The 14,551-nt window shown below is 57.8% G+C and carries 14 protein-coding genes and 1 tRNA gene; 11 read left to right on the top strand and 4 right to left on the bottom strand.

What is annotated here, in order from left to right; translation table 11 throughout:
- Positions 1-252 precede the first annotated feature (252 nt).
- Positions 253-338, bottom strand: a tRNA-Leu gene (locus HMPREF3148_RS01295).
- Positions 339-565: 227 nt separating this feature from the next.
- Here HMPREF3148_RS01295 and HMPREF3148_RS01300 point away from each other — a divergent pair.
- Both HMPREF3148_RS01300 and HMPREF3148_RS01305 read left to right on the top strand, forming a co-directional pair.
- Positions 566-1,105 carry a YbhB/YbcL family Raf kinase inhibitor-like protein gene (locus HMPREF3148_RS01300; RefSeq protein WP_005531543.1) on the top strand — a complete coding sequence of 180 codons (540 nt, stop codon included), beginning with the start codon at positions 566-568 and terminating at the stop codon, positions 1,103-1,105.
- A gap of 11 nt (positions 1,106-1,116) precedes the next feature.
- Entirely contained in the window at positions 1,117-1,578 is a 462-nt protein-coding gene (locus tag HMPREF3148_RS01305) for a hypothetical protein (protein ID WP_236081471.1), read from the top strand.
- A 65-nt stretch (positions 1,579-1,643) separates the two neighbouring features.
- Here the strand turns inward: HMPREF3148_RS01305 and HMPREF3148_RS01310 are convergent, their stop codons facing one another.
- Positions 1,644-2,756 carry a quinone-dependent dihydroorotate dehydrogenase gene (locus HMPREF3148_RS01310; RefSeq protein WP_049063559.1) on the bottom strand — a complete coding sequence of 371 codons (1,113 nt, stop codon included), beginning with the start codon at positions 2,754-2,756 and terminating at the stop codon, positions 1,644-1,646.
- A gap of 9 nt (positions 2,757-2,765) precedes the next feature.
- Positions 2,766-3,806: a hypothetical protein gene (locus HMPREF3148_RS01315; protein ID WP_049063561.1), complete on the bottom strand. Its 1,041-nt coding sequence runs from the start codon at positions 3,804-3,806 to the stop codon at positions 2,766-2,768.
- Between the two features lie 94 nt (positions 3,807-3,900).
- On the opposite strand from HMPREF3148_RS01315, the gene HMPREF3148_RS01320 reads away from it, so the two are divergent.
- The 9 genes from HMPREF3148_RS01320 to HMPREF3148_RS01360 all read left to right on the top strand — a co-directional run bounded on the left by HMPREF3148_RS01320 (position 3,901) and on the right by HMPREF3148_RS01360 (position 13,610).
- Positions 3,901-4,725: an undecaprenyl-diphosphate phosphatase gene (locus HMPREF3148_RS01320; RefSeq protein WP_172953450.1), complete on the top strand. Its 825-nt coding sequence runs from the start codon at positions 3,901-3,903 to the stop codon at positions 4,723-4,725.
- Between the two features lie 69 nt (positions 4,726-4,794).
- Entirely contained in the window at positions 4,795-6,033 is a 1,239-nt protein-coding gene (mshC, locus tag HMPREF3148_RS01325; protein ID WP_049151697.1) for a cysteine--1-D-myo-inosityl 2-amino-2-deoxy-alpha-D-glucopyranoside ligase, read from the top strand.
- A gap of 24 nt (positions 6,034-6,057) precedes the next feature.
- Positions 6,058-6,441: a hypothetical protein gene (locus tag HMPREF3148_RS01330; protein WP_005531532.1), complete on the top strand. Its 384-nt coding sequence runs from the start codon at positions 6,058-6,060 to the stop codon at positions 6,439-6,441.
- A gap of 16 nt (positions 6,442-6,457) precedes the next feature.
- Positions 6,458-7,165: an HAD family hydrolase gene (locus HMPREF3148_RS01335; protein ID WP_049063564.1), complete on the top strand. Its 708-nt coding sequence runs from the start codon at positions 6,458-6,460 to the stop codon at positions 7,163-7,165.
- Positions 7,166-7,294: 129 nt separating this feature from the next.
- A complete protein-coding gene (locus tag HMPREF3148_RS01340) occupies positions 7,295-7,558 on the top strand; it encodes a phosphoribosyl-ATP diphosphatase (protein ID WP_005531527.1) in 264 nt (87 codons plus the stop codon).
- Positions 7,559-7,657: 99 nt separating this feature from the next.
- Positions 7,658-8,503, top strand: a complete 846-nt coding sequence (gene hisG, locus HMPREF3148_RS01345; RefSeq protein ID WP_049063613.1) for an ATP phosphoribosyltransferase — start codon at positions 7,658-7,660, stop codon at positions 8,501-8,503.
- A 143-nt stretch (positions 8,504-8,646) separates the two neighbouring features.
- Positions 8,647-10,176, top strand: a complete 1,530-nt coding sequence (gene aspA / locus HMPREF3148_RS01350) for an aspartate ammonia-lyase (RefSeq protein WP_049063566.1) — start codon at positions 8,647-8,649, stop codon at positions 10,174-10,176.
- A gap of 343 nt (positions 10,177-10,519) precedes the next feature.
- The gene (locus tag HMPREF3148_RS01355; protein WP_005531521.1) at positions 10,520-11,827 is read left to right on the top strand and encodes an anaerobic C4-dicarboxylate transporter; all 1,308 of its coding nucleotides are present in this window, start codon (positions 10,520-10,522) and stop codon (positions 11,825-11,827) included.
- A 115-nt stretch (positions 11,828-11,942) separates the two neighbouring features.
- Positions 11,943-13,610 (top strand): formate--tetrahydrofolate ligase, encoded by a 1,668-nt coding sequence (locus HMPREF3148_RS01360; protein WP_049063567.1) that lies wholly within the window; start codon positions 11,943-11,945, stop codon positions 13,608-13,610.
- A gap of 86 nt (positions 13,611-13,696) precedes the next feature.
- On the opposite strand, the gene HMPREF3148_RS01365 is transcribed toward HMPREF3148_RS01360, so the two are convergent.
- Complete coding sequence (locus HMPREF3148_RS01365; RefSeq protein ID WP_034657506.1) at positions 13,697-14,524, bottom strand: RecB family exonuclease; 828 nt, start codon at positions 14,522-14,524, stop codon at positions 13,697-13,699.
- Between the last annotated feature and the right edge of the window lie 27 nt (positions 14,525-14,551).

The raw sequence follows: 14,551 nt of genomic DNA on the forward strand, positions 1-14,551 counted from the left end.
GCAGTTATGCAGATCCAGCGGGCAAAGCAGGACGCCGCGGAGCCGGCACTTGCCACAAACACGACGCAAGGCCCTGCACATCGCGCCGAGGACCGACGGCAGAAGCTGAAACGTGCACAACTGACAACGAAGCCCACCGGTACTGCCCCGGACGCGGCTTCCTCGTCAGTTACGCAGATCGACCAGGGGCTAAGTAGCAAAACGAAAAGTGTCGCGACACCGTAGGAACGATGTCGCGAGACTTCACAATTGTGCCCGAGGGGGGACTTGAACCCCCACGTCCGTTAATAGGACACTAGCACCTCAAGCTAGCGCGTCTGCCATTCCGCCACCCGGGCTGGGTGATTTTCAGCCTCTCGGCTGGGCACTCGAATACTGTAGCGCGAAACGCCGCACATAAACAAATCGGCAGTTCAGAGCGCAAAAAGCTGCACTAATTATGGCTCTTACTCGAAGATGAAAACACATCAATGTAAGCATGACACTGGCCGGAGTCTCCCATAGTCTCCGGAGGGTGATGCCCGCCCCATCGACAGCAAGGTGTGACCTCAGGTACAACTGAGTTATGACTTCATACACAAATGACTCCCGTTTCCCTGGCCCAGATCCATATGCGCCGCTCAAGGACCTGCCATCCTTCACGTTGACCTCGACCGATATCACCCAGGGCGAAGAAATCGAAGCGCGATTCCGCGCACCGGAGGATATCTCCCCGCAGCTTGCGTGGAGTGGAGCACCAGAAGGCACCAAGTCCTACGCCGTTACGTGCTTCGACCCTGATGCCCCAACTGCCTCAGGCTTCTGGCACTGGGCTGCATTTAACATTCCGGCCCACATCACCGAGCTTCCTACCGGCGCTGGTTCGGCTGAAGACCTTGGCATCGAGGGCGTCGTCAGCCTGCGCGGCGACTCGGGCAAAAAGACCTACTACGGCCCCAACCCGCCGGCCGGACATGCACCGCACCGTTACCTCTACGTGGTTCATGCGGTGGACGTCGAGAAACTTGACATCGACCCAGAGTCCACCCCAACTGTGCTGGGCTTTAACCTAAACTTCCACGCAATTGGCCGTGCCATTACCTGGGGTTGGTACGAGACCACTTAGTATTTCTTTCTATGAGCCACAAGCATTCACCCATCGAAGGAACCGCCGGAAACAATCGACACGCAGGCGATCCTGCCATGGATAACCCCGAGGGCGTGACAATTCCTTTAGCATGGCGCGTTGGCGGTGCCTTTTCAGCACTGGCCTTCGTGCTCGTGTTGCTGGGGGTTCTCGCCATCGTCAACGACGGATTCGGCGCCCCCTTCGAGTGGACGTGGAACGTGGTGTTCATTGTTTTCGCTGCGATCTTGGTCGGCGCATTCAGCACGGTTCGCAAAGACCAGAAGGGCAGCCGCACCCAGCTCATCGCCCTGGTTATGGCGCTCATCGCCATCGTGGCGGGCCGCTTCATGCCCACCGAGCCGCTTATGGTCACTGGCCAGCCGCTCGTATTCGCTTACTTTGTCGGCGCATTGCTGTGTGCCTTCATCATTAGGCGCACCGGCATGACCAAGGTCCCACCACAGCAGTAGCGGCAAGAATAGCGTCCCTGCCTCAGCTAAAGGAATCGAGGCAGGGACGCTTTTATTTTTGGGGCTTAGCTCTTCCAAGGCAGCCCAGAGCCGACTGCCTCAGAGATGTTGCGCAAGCCGTGCGCATGAATCTGCTGCGCGATTCCACGGTGGATGTCCCGGATCCAGTCCGGGCCACCGTAGATGAGTCCGGTGTAGCCCTGTAGGAGGGAAGCACCCGCTGCGATGCGTTGCCAGGCCTGTTCAGGGGTCTCAATTCCGCCTACAGAAACAAGCACCAATTTATCGCCGACGCGTTCGTGCAGTCGATTTAGAACTTCCAGGGAACGAGCTGCCACAGGAGGGCCGGAGACGCCACCAGCGCCCATCGCGGCAACTTTATCGGCTGGGGTCTTGAGCCCCTCACGGGAGATGGTGGTGTTGGTTGCCACGATGCCCGCCAAGCCAAGCTCAACGGCCATGTCTGCCACGGCGTCAACGTCCTCATCAGAAAGGTCCGGGGCAATCTTGACCAGAACCGGGGAAGAGGTGGATTCCTGAACCGCAGCCATGATCGGACGCAGGGACTCGACCGCTTGAAGGTCACGCAGGCCCGGGGTGTTCGGCGAAGAAACGTTGACCACGAGGTAGTCGGCCAAGTCGCCAAGAACGGAAGCAGACTGGCGGTAGTCCGCTACGGCTTCTTCAGCCGGAGTCACCTTGGTCTTGCCTATGTTGATACCAATGACGTCAGAGGTCTTTCGAGCACGTAGGTGCCGTGCCGCCGCAGCGGCACCCTCGTTGTTAAAGCCCATGCGGTTGAGAATGCCGCGGTCTGCCTTCAAACGGAACAGGCGAGGGGATGGGTTACCAGGCTGTGCCTTCGCAGTCACGGTGCCTAGCTCCGCGTAGCCGAAGCCCACGCCGCTCCAGGTATCCGCCGCGGTTGCATTCTTATCGAAGCCAGCTGCCAAACCCAGCGGGCGCGGGAAGGTAACTCCAAATACTTCCTGCGAGAGGACCGGATCATTAACCGGTACAATCTTGTGCAGACCACGGTGCAAGAAGGGCGCTTTCTGCAGACCGCTGAGGGCACCGATCATGATGAGGTGGATACGCTCTGGCGAAAGTTTGAACATGCCCTTCAGAGCAAGCTGATACGCCGCTTTGCGGGCCTTATCGACACGTGTTTGTTGCATTTTGGGGTCCTACTTCACGTCAGGATCGGAAATGAATTGGATGCCGTCACCTGTGGCTGAGGCGGTGACGAGGGTGGCGTCGTCAAGCACGGCGATGTTTTGCGCATCAGCGACAGTGTCTACGCTACCTTTAGCCATCGGCACTCCGGATTCGATCGAGAACGCATGTGCCTTCCCGGTATCGGTGGTGGTCACCCATGCCAGCTTGCGAGCAGGGTCCCAGGCCACGGCCCAAGGGGTGCCGTCGACGTTGCCGTACTGGTGGAGGCGGATTACGTCGTCCGCGGTATAGACCGCCAGGCGCTTGCCGGAGGTGTCGGAGCCGAGGACAATCGCGCCCTCACCAACCGCAATCTGGCCGATGCCTTGACCCGCACGCAAACGGCCGCCCGCACGATCTTTCTCCCAGTCGATGGACTGAATCGTGGAGTCAGCGCGCAGAATTCGAACCACGTTATCGGTGCCGTCGAGATTCGGAACGGCCAACAGCTGATCTGAGCCTTCCTCGACCTTGATCTCGCGGTCGCGCTTGCCATCGACGTAAATGCCCACGGCGTTGGACTCGTGGGAACCGACGAAGAGCTCGCCCGAGGAAAGCTGCGTGGCCACGGTGACCGGAGTTTCTTCTTCCATTGCGACCTCTTCAGGCGCTTCCGGCTTGGCGGGGTCAATGAGCAAGACCTTGTCGCCGCACGCGAGGACAAAGCCTTGCTCGGAAGAGCTAAGGTCGCCGCACCTGTCATCGATGGCAACCTTCTTCGGGGAACCGCCTAGGAAGTCCTTCTGGGAGCCAACCAAAAGTTCTGCCTTGGTCCGCGCTGCAATGGTATCGCCATGAGCGGCCAAGTCAACGACATCCGCATCAACTTGGGCGAGCTTGCCAGCGGGTTTGCCGGCAGACGAGGAACTCGGCGCCGGGGTAGCGTTTGCCTTCAGAGCCGAGTCAGGATCTCCTCCGACTCCCGTTTCCGGCTGACATGCACTCAACGCGAGAGTGCTAATGGCCAGCGCTAGAGGCATCAATTTCTTTGTCTTGGCCTGTGCTTTCACGATTGTTTATCGTAGCAGCCAGCGTGGGTAAATCCCGAAGTGTGCCGCGGTATGTATGCTCTCCCGAGTGAATACCGCAGCAGCAACAGACGCGATGTCCTGGATCCAGGTCATTGTCCTATCCATCGTCCAAGGCCTCACGGAGTTTCTACCCGTGAGCTCCTCCGGGCACCTTCGCATCATCTCAGAGCTCTTCTGGGGAGAGGATGCAGGTGCTTCCTTTACCGCAGTCATTCAGCTGGGTACTGAAGCAGCCGTCCTGGTCTACTTTGCCGGCATGATTTGGCAGATTATCACCGGCTGGTTCCGCGGACTTTTCCACAAGGAGCAGCGGGGCCAGGACTATCGGATGGGGTGGATGGTCATCGTCGGCTCCATTCCGATTGGCATCTTGGGCGTTGTTGGTAAAGACCTGATTCGCGATAACCTCCGCAACCTGTGGATTACCGCCGCCATGCTCATCATCTTCTCCTTCGTGTTCATCGCGGCCGAACGGGTGGGCAAGAAGGAGCGCGGTTTCGACGAGCTTACGATGAAAGATGCCGTGGTCATGGGCCTATGCCAGTGCCTTGCGCTCATCCCAGGTGTCTCGCGCTCCGGCGGTACCATTTCGGGCGGCCTTTTCATGGGTTTGGACCGCGAGGTCGCCACGCGCTTTAGCTTCCTGCTCGCCATTCCTGCTGTGCTTGCCTCGGGGCTTTTCTCGCTTGGCGACGCCTTTGGCCCCTCCGTCGGCCAGTCCGCCACTGGCGCGCAGTTGTTGGTGGGCACGCTCATCGCCTTCGTCATTGGCTATGCTTCCATTGCCTGGTTACTGAAGTTCGTGGGCAACCACTCCTTCGAGTGGTTCGCTGCGTACCGCATCCCAGTGGGCATTCTGGTGATGATTCTGCTGGCGCTCGGCGTCCTGCAGCCTTAAGAGGATTTACTTCATGCCTAATGCATCTGAACGTGCATTAGGTGCGGGTGCGGGGCTACGATAGACCGCATGCATTCTTGGCCCACACCCCGCGTTGATACTGTTCCCGGGAAACCTCACGCACTGCATCTTTACGATTCTGCGGATGACACCATCCGCAAGGTAGAGGTCAGCGGCGAAACTGCCACCATGTACGTCTGTGGCATCACCCCCTACGATTCGACGCACTTAGGCCACGCAGCGACCTACCTGACGTTCGACTTGGCTTACCGCCAGCTGCTGGATAACGGCTACCAGGTGCACTACGTCCAGAACATCACCGACGTTGATGACCCACTGTTCGAGCGCGCTGAGCGCGACGGAGTGGACTGGCGTGAGCTGGGGACCTCGCAGATCAATTTGTTCCGCTCCGACATGGAGCTTCTTTCCGTTTTGCCGCCGCAGGATTACGTGGGCGCAATGGAAGTCATCGATGAAGTCACTGAGATGGTGAGCAAGCTTATCGACGTCGGCGCGGCTTACGTAGTCGACGATCCTGAGTTCCCCGACGTTTATGCCTCGATCGACGCCACTAAGAACTTTGGATACGAGTCCAACTACACCGCAGCCGAGATGGCGGAATTCTTTGCCGAACGCGGCGGCGATCCCGATCGCCCCGGCAAGCGCAACCCGTTGGATGCATTGGTCTGGCGCGCGCACCGCGAAGGCGAGCCTGCCTGGGATTCTCCCTTTGGCCCGGGCCGTCCTGGTTGGCACATCGAGTGCTCTGCCATTGCGACCAACCGCCTAGGCGCGCCTTTTGATATCCAAGGAGGCGGCAGCGACTTGAAGTTCCCGCACCATGAGTTCTCCGCAGCCCATGCTGAAGCGGCCCTTGGGGTAGAGCGCATGGCCCAGGTTTATGTCCACACCGGCATGATTGGCCTCGACGGCGTCAAGATGTCGAAGTCGCTGGGCAACCTGGTTTTCGTTCACAAGTTGGTGGAAGCAGGCGTTGATCCTACCGCGATCCGTCTCGGTGCCTTCGCAGGCCACTACCGTGCTGAACGCGACTGGTCCGATGAGGTCCTAGAACAGGCAAATGAGCGCCTCGGAGTATGGCGCGATGCGCTGCAGAACCCAGGTTCTCTCGAAGTTGCGCAGGAGCTCGTGGCCGCAATCCGCGGGGCACTGGCCAACGACTTGGACACCCCAGCTGTACTTGCGGCCGTTGATGCGTGGGCATCTGCAGATCGCGGCGCGAACAATGACGAGGCTGGGGAGCTCATCCGCACCGCACTTGATTCGCTGCTTGGCGTGCGGGCCTAGGGAACTTAGGGCAGAATTCACTGCATGAGCATTCGCGTAGATTTTCAGCCCAACATTGATGAGTTCATCAGCAACCTAGAGTCTTTTGCCACCGGCAGCTACCTCAAAGAAGATGAGAAGGAATTCTGGGAAGCGCCTTTCGATGCAGCAGCGTTGCCGGAGCTGCGCACCATTGTGGAGAAGCTTTTCGACGACCTCGATGCATTGCCGGACGATCCTGATGGCCCGACTTTGACGGCTGTGATCAACCGCTCCGTCGAGGAACTCGGCGCCTTCAACCGTAAGAATGCTGACGCCATCTTAGAGCCGGAGGAAAAGGAAGAGCTCACTGAACTGATCTACAACGCATCCGCCGCCACGGGCGCTGACGACGATGCCCTTTCTCAACTTCCAGAGCTAGATTTCTAAGACACATTCACTCTTTATGACCCCTCCTAACCACACTATCCGTCCCGCTGCCATCTTTTGGGACATGGACGGAACGCTGACCAATTCGGAGCCATTGTGGGCGGAGGCGACGCTTTATCTGTCGAGCCTTTTGGGCCACGAAATGACGCACGAGGAGCGCTTGGCCACAGTCGGTGTCACTTTTGAGACGACGCTAGATATCTGCGCAGGCTTGGCTGGGGTAGAGGTTGCCCCAAATGAAGTCGAGCGTTACCGCATGGCGATGTTCGACTATGTAAAAGGCCTCTTCCACGGCAATCTCGAAATCTTCCCTGGTGTGCCGGAGCTGTTGCGCGAGCTCCACGCCGACGGGATCCCGATGATGGTCACCACCAATACGGAACGCTATGTGGCTGGCTCCGCTATCGCTGAGTTGGGCGAGCACTTCTTTGTGGACACGATCTGTGGCGACGAAGTACCCACAGGCAAACCAGCCCCGGACATGTATGTCGAAGCGGCCCGTCGATTGGATTTGGACCCGCGTGACTGTTTGGTCTTCGAGGATTCAGCCGCAGGTATGCGCGCCGCCGTTGACGCGGGGTGCACGGTCATTGGTCTCCCGGAAGACAATCGCGTGGAGGTCCCAGAAGAGGTTGTGGAAATATCCTCCCTGCATAATTCTCGCCACTTGCACGGCGCGGGCGCCGCTGACATTTACGCGTGGTTTGCGCAGATTCGAAGCTAGACGCCTCATAAGTACGCCGTTGATGCAGGTAGGTCAAGCCCTCACAAATAGGGTAGTGGTAGCTCCAGAAGAGATATTTTAAACACCAATTATGACATTGTATGCGTATCTGTGGAAGAATAGGAAACCGTGAAGAATTTTGAGTCGCTTTTTGTTGAACTGTCCGAGAAGGTTGCCACCCACCAAGAGGGTTCCGGCACCGTAGAAGCATTCGACAAGGGCGTCCATCATCTTGGCAAGAAGATCATCGAGGAAGCTGGCGAAGTCTGGATTGCTTCCGAATATCAGTCGGACGAAGAACTCGCTGAAGAAATGTCCCAGCTCATCTACTGGACTCAGGTCATGATGCTCAAGCGCGGCCTGCAGCCAGAAGACATTTACAAATATCTGTAAACGCGTTTCCCGTAACGTCATCCCATTCACTTAAGACTCCCACCGCCCTCTGATTGCTAACGCAGCAAGAGCGATGTGGCTTATTGCGAAGGTTCCATCATGATCAAGATTGCCGTCCCTAATAAGGGTTCACTGTCAGAGGCAGCAATAGAGATTTTGGCCGAAGCAGGCTACAAAGGCCGCGGCCATAACAAAGCCCTTAACATCGTCGACGAGGCGAACGACGTTGAGTTTTTCTTCCTCCGCCCCAAAGACATCGCTATTTACGTCGCACAAGGTGTATTAGACCTTGGCATCACTGGCCGCGACCTTGCCCGAGACTCCAAGGCCAAGTTCAACGAGGTCCTCGGCCTGGGCTTTGGCACTTCGACCTTCCGCTATGCCTCCCGCCAAGGCGAAAACTGGACGGTTGAGAAGCTCGCTGGAAAGCGCATTGCTACCTCGTACCCGAACTTGGTTCGTGACGACTTAAAGACTCGCGGCATTGAGGCCGAGGTGATTCGCCTCGACGGCGCGGTAGAGATCTCCATCCACCTAGGCGTCGCCGATGCGATCGCTGACGTTGTCTCGACAGGCACCACCTTGCGACAGCAGGGGCTCGAGCCATTTGGCGAGCCAATTATCACCTCTGAAGCAGTGGTGATTAAGCGCGAGGGACAGGAAGTCACGCCTGCCGAGCAAGTAGTACTCAGCCGCATCCAAGGTATTTTGCACGCACGTAACTACTTGATGATTGACTACAACGTTTCGACGGATAATCTCGATGCCGCATCCGCAGTTACGCCAGGACTCACCGGCCCGACCGTATCTCCGCTAGCTCGCGAGAACTGGGCAGCGGTCCGCGCAATGGTCCCACGCAAGGAGGCAAACCACATCATGGACAAGCTATCTGCGCTGGGCGCCGAAGCCATTTTGGCTTCCGATCTCCGTATCGCCCGCTTTTAGGGGTAATTATTAGATTTATCCCATAGATCGGGCACCCATACGGCGGGGCTGGCTACGATGGGCGTTGAGTTTACTCACCCTTTCATCGTTCAAAATGTTCGTGAATAAATAGCGAGCATTAACCTACTAAGGAGTCCCGCCAAATGGCTAAGACCACTAAGAAGGATGTAGAGATTGACGCCAAGGAGGAAGGTGTAAAGCCATCCGCCTCTGAAGCAAAGGATGCTGCTAAGGCAACGAAGTCTTCGAAGAAGACTCGTACCGAGACCGACCTTCTCGGCTCCCTGGAAATTCCGAATGACGCGTACTACGGTGTCCACACCCTTCGCGCAATCGACAACTTCCAAATCTCGTACGTAACCATCAACACCATCCCGGACTTTATCCGCGGCATGGTGATGGTAAAGAAGGCCACCGCGATGGCAAACCGCCGTCTGCACGTTCTGCCAAAGAAGAAGGCAGAAGCCATCATTTGGGCTTGTGACCAAATTCTGGATGAGGGCCGCTGCATGGACCAGTTCCCACTGGACGTATTCCAGGGCGGCGCTGGCACCTCACTGAACATGAACACCAACGAGGTTGTGGCAAACCTCGCTCTCGAGTACCTCGGCGAGGAAAAGGGTGCTTACGACATCATCAACCCGAACGATGATGTCAACATGTCGCAGTCCACCAATGACGCATACCCAACCGGTTTCCGCCTCGGCCTGTATTTCTCGCTTGATGCCCTCATTGAGCGCATCGACGCGCTGCAGGCATCCTTCCACGAGAAGGGCAACGAGTTCCAGGACATTCTGAAGATGGGCCGTACCCAGCTGCAGGACGCAGTCCCAATGACCCTTGGTGACGAGTTCAAGGCCTTCGCCCACAACCTGGCCGAAGAGCAAGCTGTCCTGCGTGACGCTCAGAAGCGTCTGCTGGAAATCAACCTCGGCGCAACCGCAATTGGTACCGGCGTAAACACCCCAGCCGGCTACCGCCACCAGGTCACCGCCGCCCTGTCCGAGGTCACCGGCCTCGAGATCAAGACCGCTCGCGACCTAATCGAGGCAACCTCCGACTGTGGCGCTTACGTGCTTCTGCACTCCGTGATCAAGCGCACCGCCATGAAGCTCGCCAAGATCTGTAATGACCTGCGCCTGCTGGCCTCTGGCCCACGCGCTGGTCTGGGTGAAATCAACCTGCCTCCTCGCCAGGCTGGTTCCTCCATCATGCCGGGTAAGGTCAACCCGGTTATCCCAGAGGTTGTCAACCAGGTCTGCTTCAAGGTCTTCGGTAACGACCACGTCGTCACCATGGCCGCTGAAGCCGGCCAGCTCCAGCTCAACGTCATGGAGCCGGTTATCGGCGAGGCACTGTTCCAGTCCATCCGCATCATGGGCAACGCCGTTGATACGCTCCGCGAGAAGTGCGTCACTGGCATCACCGCAAATGCAGATGTCTGCCGCGCATACGTCGAGAACTCCATCGGTATCGTCACTTACCTCAACCCGTTCATCGGCCACCACAACGGTGACGAAATCGCCAAGGAGTCCCTGAAGACTGGCAAGGGCGTCAAGGAGCTGGTCCTGGAGAAGGGTCTCATGGACGAGGCAACCCTGTCGAAGGTCCTGTCCGTAGAAAACCTTATGCACCCAGAGTTCCGCGGCCAGCTCTACGTCGACGAGGATTAATTCCCACTTTAAGGCCGTGTGGGAATCTGCACGGTCTTAAGAGATAAGAGTTTCAAAAGCCCGTTTCGGACTAGTTTTCGACTCGTGCCACCCCCTTAAATGGGCAGGGTGACACGAGGGCGGAAAGCTTCGTTCGAACCGGGCTTCTTGTATATCCAGGGGTTTTGATGAATTTCAATTAACCAACCGTAATATAAAGAATTAAATATGTGGGAACAAACACAAACGGGCGATTTGGCTAACAAAAGCCACATTGTTTGGGGGACAATAGGAGGGACAGAGCATGGCTCCCTCATGAATTTGGGCTGAGGAAGCCATTCATTTCAAACCTGTGGAGACTCTCATGGTTATAGTCCATATCCTCATTGTCCTTGCGGCAATTTACTTGGGCGCCCGCATCGGCTCAATCGGTATCGGTATGGCCGGCGGCCTCGGCGTACTGGCCCTTGGCCTTACCGGTATCCCCGTTACCCGCGAAGACATCCCATTCGATGTCATCGGCATCATCATGACCGTTATCGCTGCCATCGCGGCGATGCAGCGCGCTGGCGGCATGGATTACCTGGTTTATGTCGCAGAGCGCTTCCTGCGTAAGAACCCTCGCCGCATTACCTACTACGCACCAATCGTTACCTGGTTGATGACTGTACTGGCTGGTACCGGCCACACTGCGTTCTCTACTCTTCCGGTTATCGTCGAGGTCGCAAAGGAAGGCAAGGTTCGTCCTTCCCGGCCGCTGTCCATCGCCGTCGTTGCCTCACAGATGGCAATTTGTGCATCCCCGATTTCCGCAGCAGTCGTCCTGTTGGCCTCGCTCCTCGAGCCAGTAGGCATTGGTTACCTGCAGCTTCTCGCAGTATTGATTCCAGCTACCTTCCTGAGCATCTTCCCGGCTGCTTGGCTTGCCAACCACGCCGGTAAGGAACTCGACGACGATCCGGTTTACCAGGAGCGCCTTGCACAAGGCCTCGTATCGAAGCCGAAGGGGGAGTCCGGCCATACTGTCCAGAAGGGCGCTAAGGCCTCCATCGGTATCTTCCTCGCCGCCATCGTCATCGTCATGATCTGGGCAACCCTGACCTCTGAGCAGGTCGGCCTCATCACCGACCCGACCCTGCCACGTAACGAGGCAATCATGACGGTCATGCTGACCGCCGCTGCACTCATCGTGATGATCACCAAGATTCCGGCCGCGGACGTTCTCAACACCCCAGTGTTCAAGTCCGGCATGTCTGCCTCGATGTGTGTTCTGGGCGTCGCTTGGCTCGGCACCACCCTAATCAACCACTACCTCGAAGACATCCAGGCAATGGCTGGTGACATCATCAAGTCCGCTCCGTGGATGCTCGCCGTGGTTCTCTTCTTCGCAGCAGCGCTCCTGTACTCCCAGGCAGCTACCACCAAGGCACTGCTTCCAGCTGCTCTCGCTCTGGGTGCAAGCCCACTTACCGCGCTGGCAGCATTCCCAGCAGTTTCTGCTCTGTTCATTCTCCCGACCTACCCAACTCTGCTTGCAGCGGTCGAGATGGACGATACTGGTTCTACCCGCATCGGAAAGGCCGTCTTCAACCACCCATTCCTCATCCCGGGTACGGTCTCCATCGTGGCCTCTGTCCTGCTGAGCTACCTTTTGGGTGCAGTTATCGCCTAGCTTCTTGAGGCACCTGAATTACCCACCACAAAAGGTAAGTTTAAAGCCAGCCGCTTGGCCCCCAAATCTTTGAATTTGGCCGGATCAAGCGGCTTTTTCTCGGTAGCATAAAGCCATGACTACCCACCTGACAGACGTTGAAATCGCCCAGGCTCACCACCTCGAGCCCATCACCGATATCGCAGACCGCGCCGGCATCCCGGCAGAAGCTCTCATCCCTTACGGCAACACCAAAGCCAAAGTCGACATCACCAAGCTGGATCACTCTAAGCCCAAGGGCAAGCTGGTCTTGGTAACGGGTGTTTCGCCAACTCCTGCCGGCGAAGGCAAGTCCACCACGCTCATCGGCCTCACCGATGCGCTCTCCCTCCTCGGCCACAAGGCCATCGTCGCTCTGCGCGAGCCTTCTCAAGGCCCAGTCATGGGCATCAAGGGTGGTGCCGCTGGCGGCGGTTACTCTCAGATCGTCCCAATGGAAGACATCAACCTGCACTTCACCGGTGACTTCCACGCCATTGCCGCCGCCACCAACACTCTTGCGGCAATCATCGATAACCACATCCATCAAGGCAACCAACTAGGCATCGATCCTCGACGCGTGACCTGGCAGCGCTGCCTCGACGTCAACGACCGTGCACTGCGCAACGTCGTCACCGGACTCGGTGGACCCGCCCACGGAGTCCCGGCAGAAACTGGTTTCACCATCACCGCAGCGTCCGAAATCATGGCAATCCTGGGCTTGGCTACGGACCTCGAGGATTTGAAGAAGCGCCTCGGTGACATCACCGTCGGCTACACCTACGATCAAAAGCCCGTCACCGCACGTGAGCTCAACGCAGAAGGCGCGCTCACCGCGCTTATGCGCGATGCCCTGAACCCGAACTTGGTCCAGACCCTGGGCGGCACCCCGGCATTCGTGCACGGCGGCCCGTTCGCCAACATTGCCCACGGCTGCAACACCTTGCTGGCTACCCAGACTGCTATGGAGTTCGGCGACATCGTCCTCACCGAAGCTGGCTTTGGTGCAGACCTTGGTGGCGAGAAGTTCATGGACATCAAGGCTCGCTTTGGCGATCTCGACGTCGCCGGTGCAGTGGTCGTAGCAACCATCCGCTCCCAGAAGTACAACGGCGGCCAGGCTCGTGAAGACCTCACCACCGAAAACCTGGATGCGCTGCGCAAGGGCATCGTAAACCTAGAGCGCCACGTAGAGAACCTACGGAAGTTTGGCCTACGCCCAGTTGTCGCTCTGAATTCCTTCTTCACCGATACCGACGCCGAGCGTGAGTTCATGCGCACGTGGGCTGAGGACTTCGGTGTTGCTCTCGCCGAGGCAGACGTCTGGGGCAAGGGCGGCGAAGGCGCAAAGGAACTTGCTCAGACGCTCATCGACAACCTGCAGGACGGCGCAGCCCACCAGCTCTACGACCCAGCAGAGGGCGTCGAGAAGTCCATCGAGACCGTCGCCAAGGAAATCTACCGTGCCACCCACATCGAGTATGGCCCCAAGGCGAAGAAGGACCTGCAGTACATCAAGGACAACGGCTGGAATGAATTCCCAGTCGTCATCTCTAAGACGCAGTATTCCTTCTCGGACAACCCGTCTGCGCTGGGGGCACCGGAAGACCACACCCTGCATGTGCGCGAGCTTCTGCCACGTACCGGCGCTGGATTCATCGTCGTCCTTACCGGCGACGTCATGACCATGCCGGGTCTGCCTACGAAGCCGGCCGCGAACAACATCGACGTTGACACCAACGGAACCATCTCTGGTCTGTTCTAAAGACAGAAAATCAAAAAAGGCTGCCGAGTACTCGAAGATAACAATGTGTACTCGGCAGCCTTTGTTTATGAGTTGCTAGCTGTTAACTAGGAAACGTCCGCCGTGGACCCGGGCCAGCCCGGGTACTCCGGAGGGGTGCCGCCGAACTCGGGGCACAGCTTTTGGAAGGAGCACCAGCCGCACAGCTTCGAGGTCTTTGGCCGGAAGACGCCCTCTTTGCCGTCACCTTCGATTTTCGCCCACAAATCGCCAAGGTCGCGCTCGAAGTACTCCAGCTCCTCCCGAGTTGGTGCAAGGAACATCGAGTCCAGCACCTTGAGGTACATCAGGCGCAGCTGGGCTGGAATGGTCCCGAGGATGCGCCAATAGACCAGCGCATAAAAACGCATCTGGAACTGGGCATCGTGGCTGTAACGGGGGAGCGGCTTCTTGCCCGTCTTGTAGTCAACAACGCGCACCTCGCCCGTTGGCGCCACATCAACACGGTCGATAAATCCGCGGACCGGTACGCCGTTGGGCAAGACAGTATCGACGTACATCTCGCATTCTTGGGCGTCGAAGCCCTGCGGGTTTTCCATCTGGAAGTAACCCTTGACCAGGTCCCGGGCAGAGACGAAGAAGTCGAGAGTGGCGTCGTCAGGCACCAGCTCCTTAAGCTCCGAATCCGCCGCCACCATTTTCTCCCACTCCGGCTTAATCATCTTCACCGCAGTGGGGTAGTCGCGCTGCTCACGGGGAAGCTTGTGGGTGTTTTCGAGAACCGCGTGAACCAGCGTTCCCTTCACCTGTGCCAGCGTCTTCGGTTCGGGGAGTTTGTCAATTGCTCGGAAGCGGTAGAGCAATGGGCATTGCTTATAGTCAGAGGCCCGTGACGGTGAAAGCGCCAGCGGTCGGGGAGTGCGTGCATCAGCCATGGTCCTTTTAGCCTAGCGCCCGAGCAT

Source organism: Corynebacterium sp. HMSC05D08 (assembly GCF_001807215.1).
Taxonomy (GTDB): Bacteria; Actinomycetota; Actinomycetes; order Mycobacteriales; family Mycobacteriaceae; genus Corynebacterium; species Corynebacterium striatum.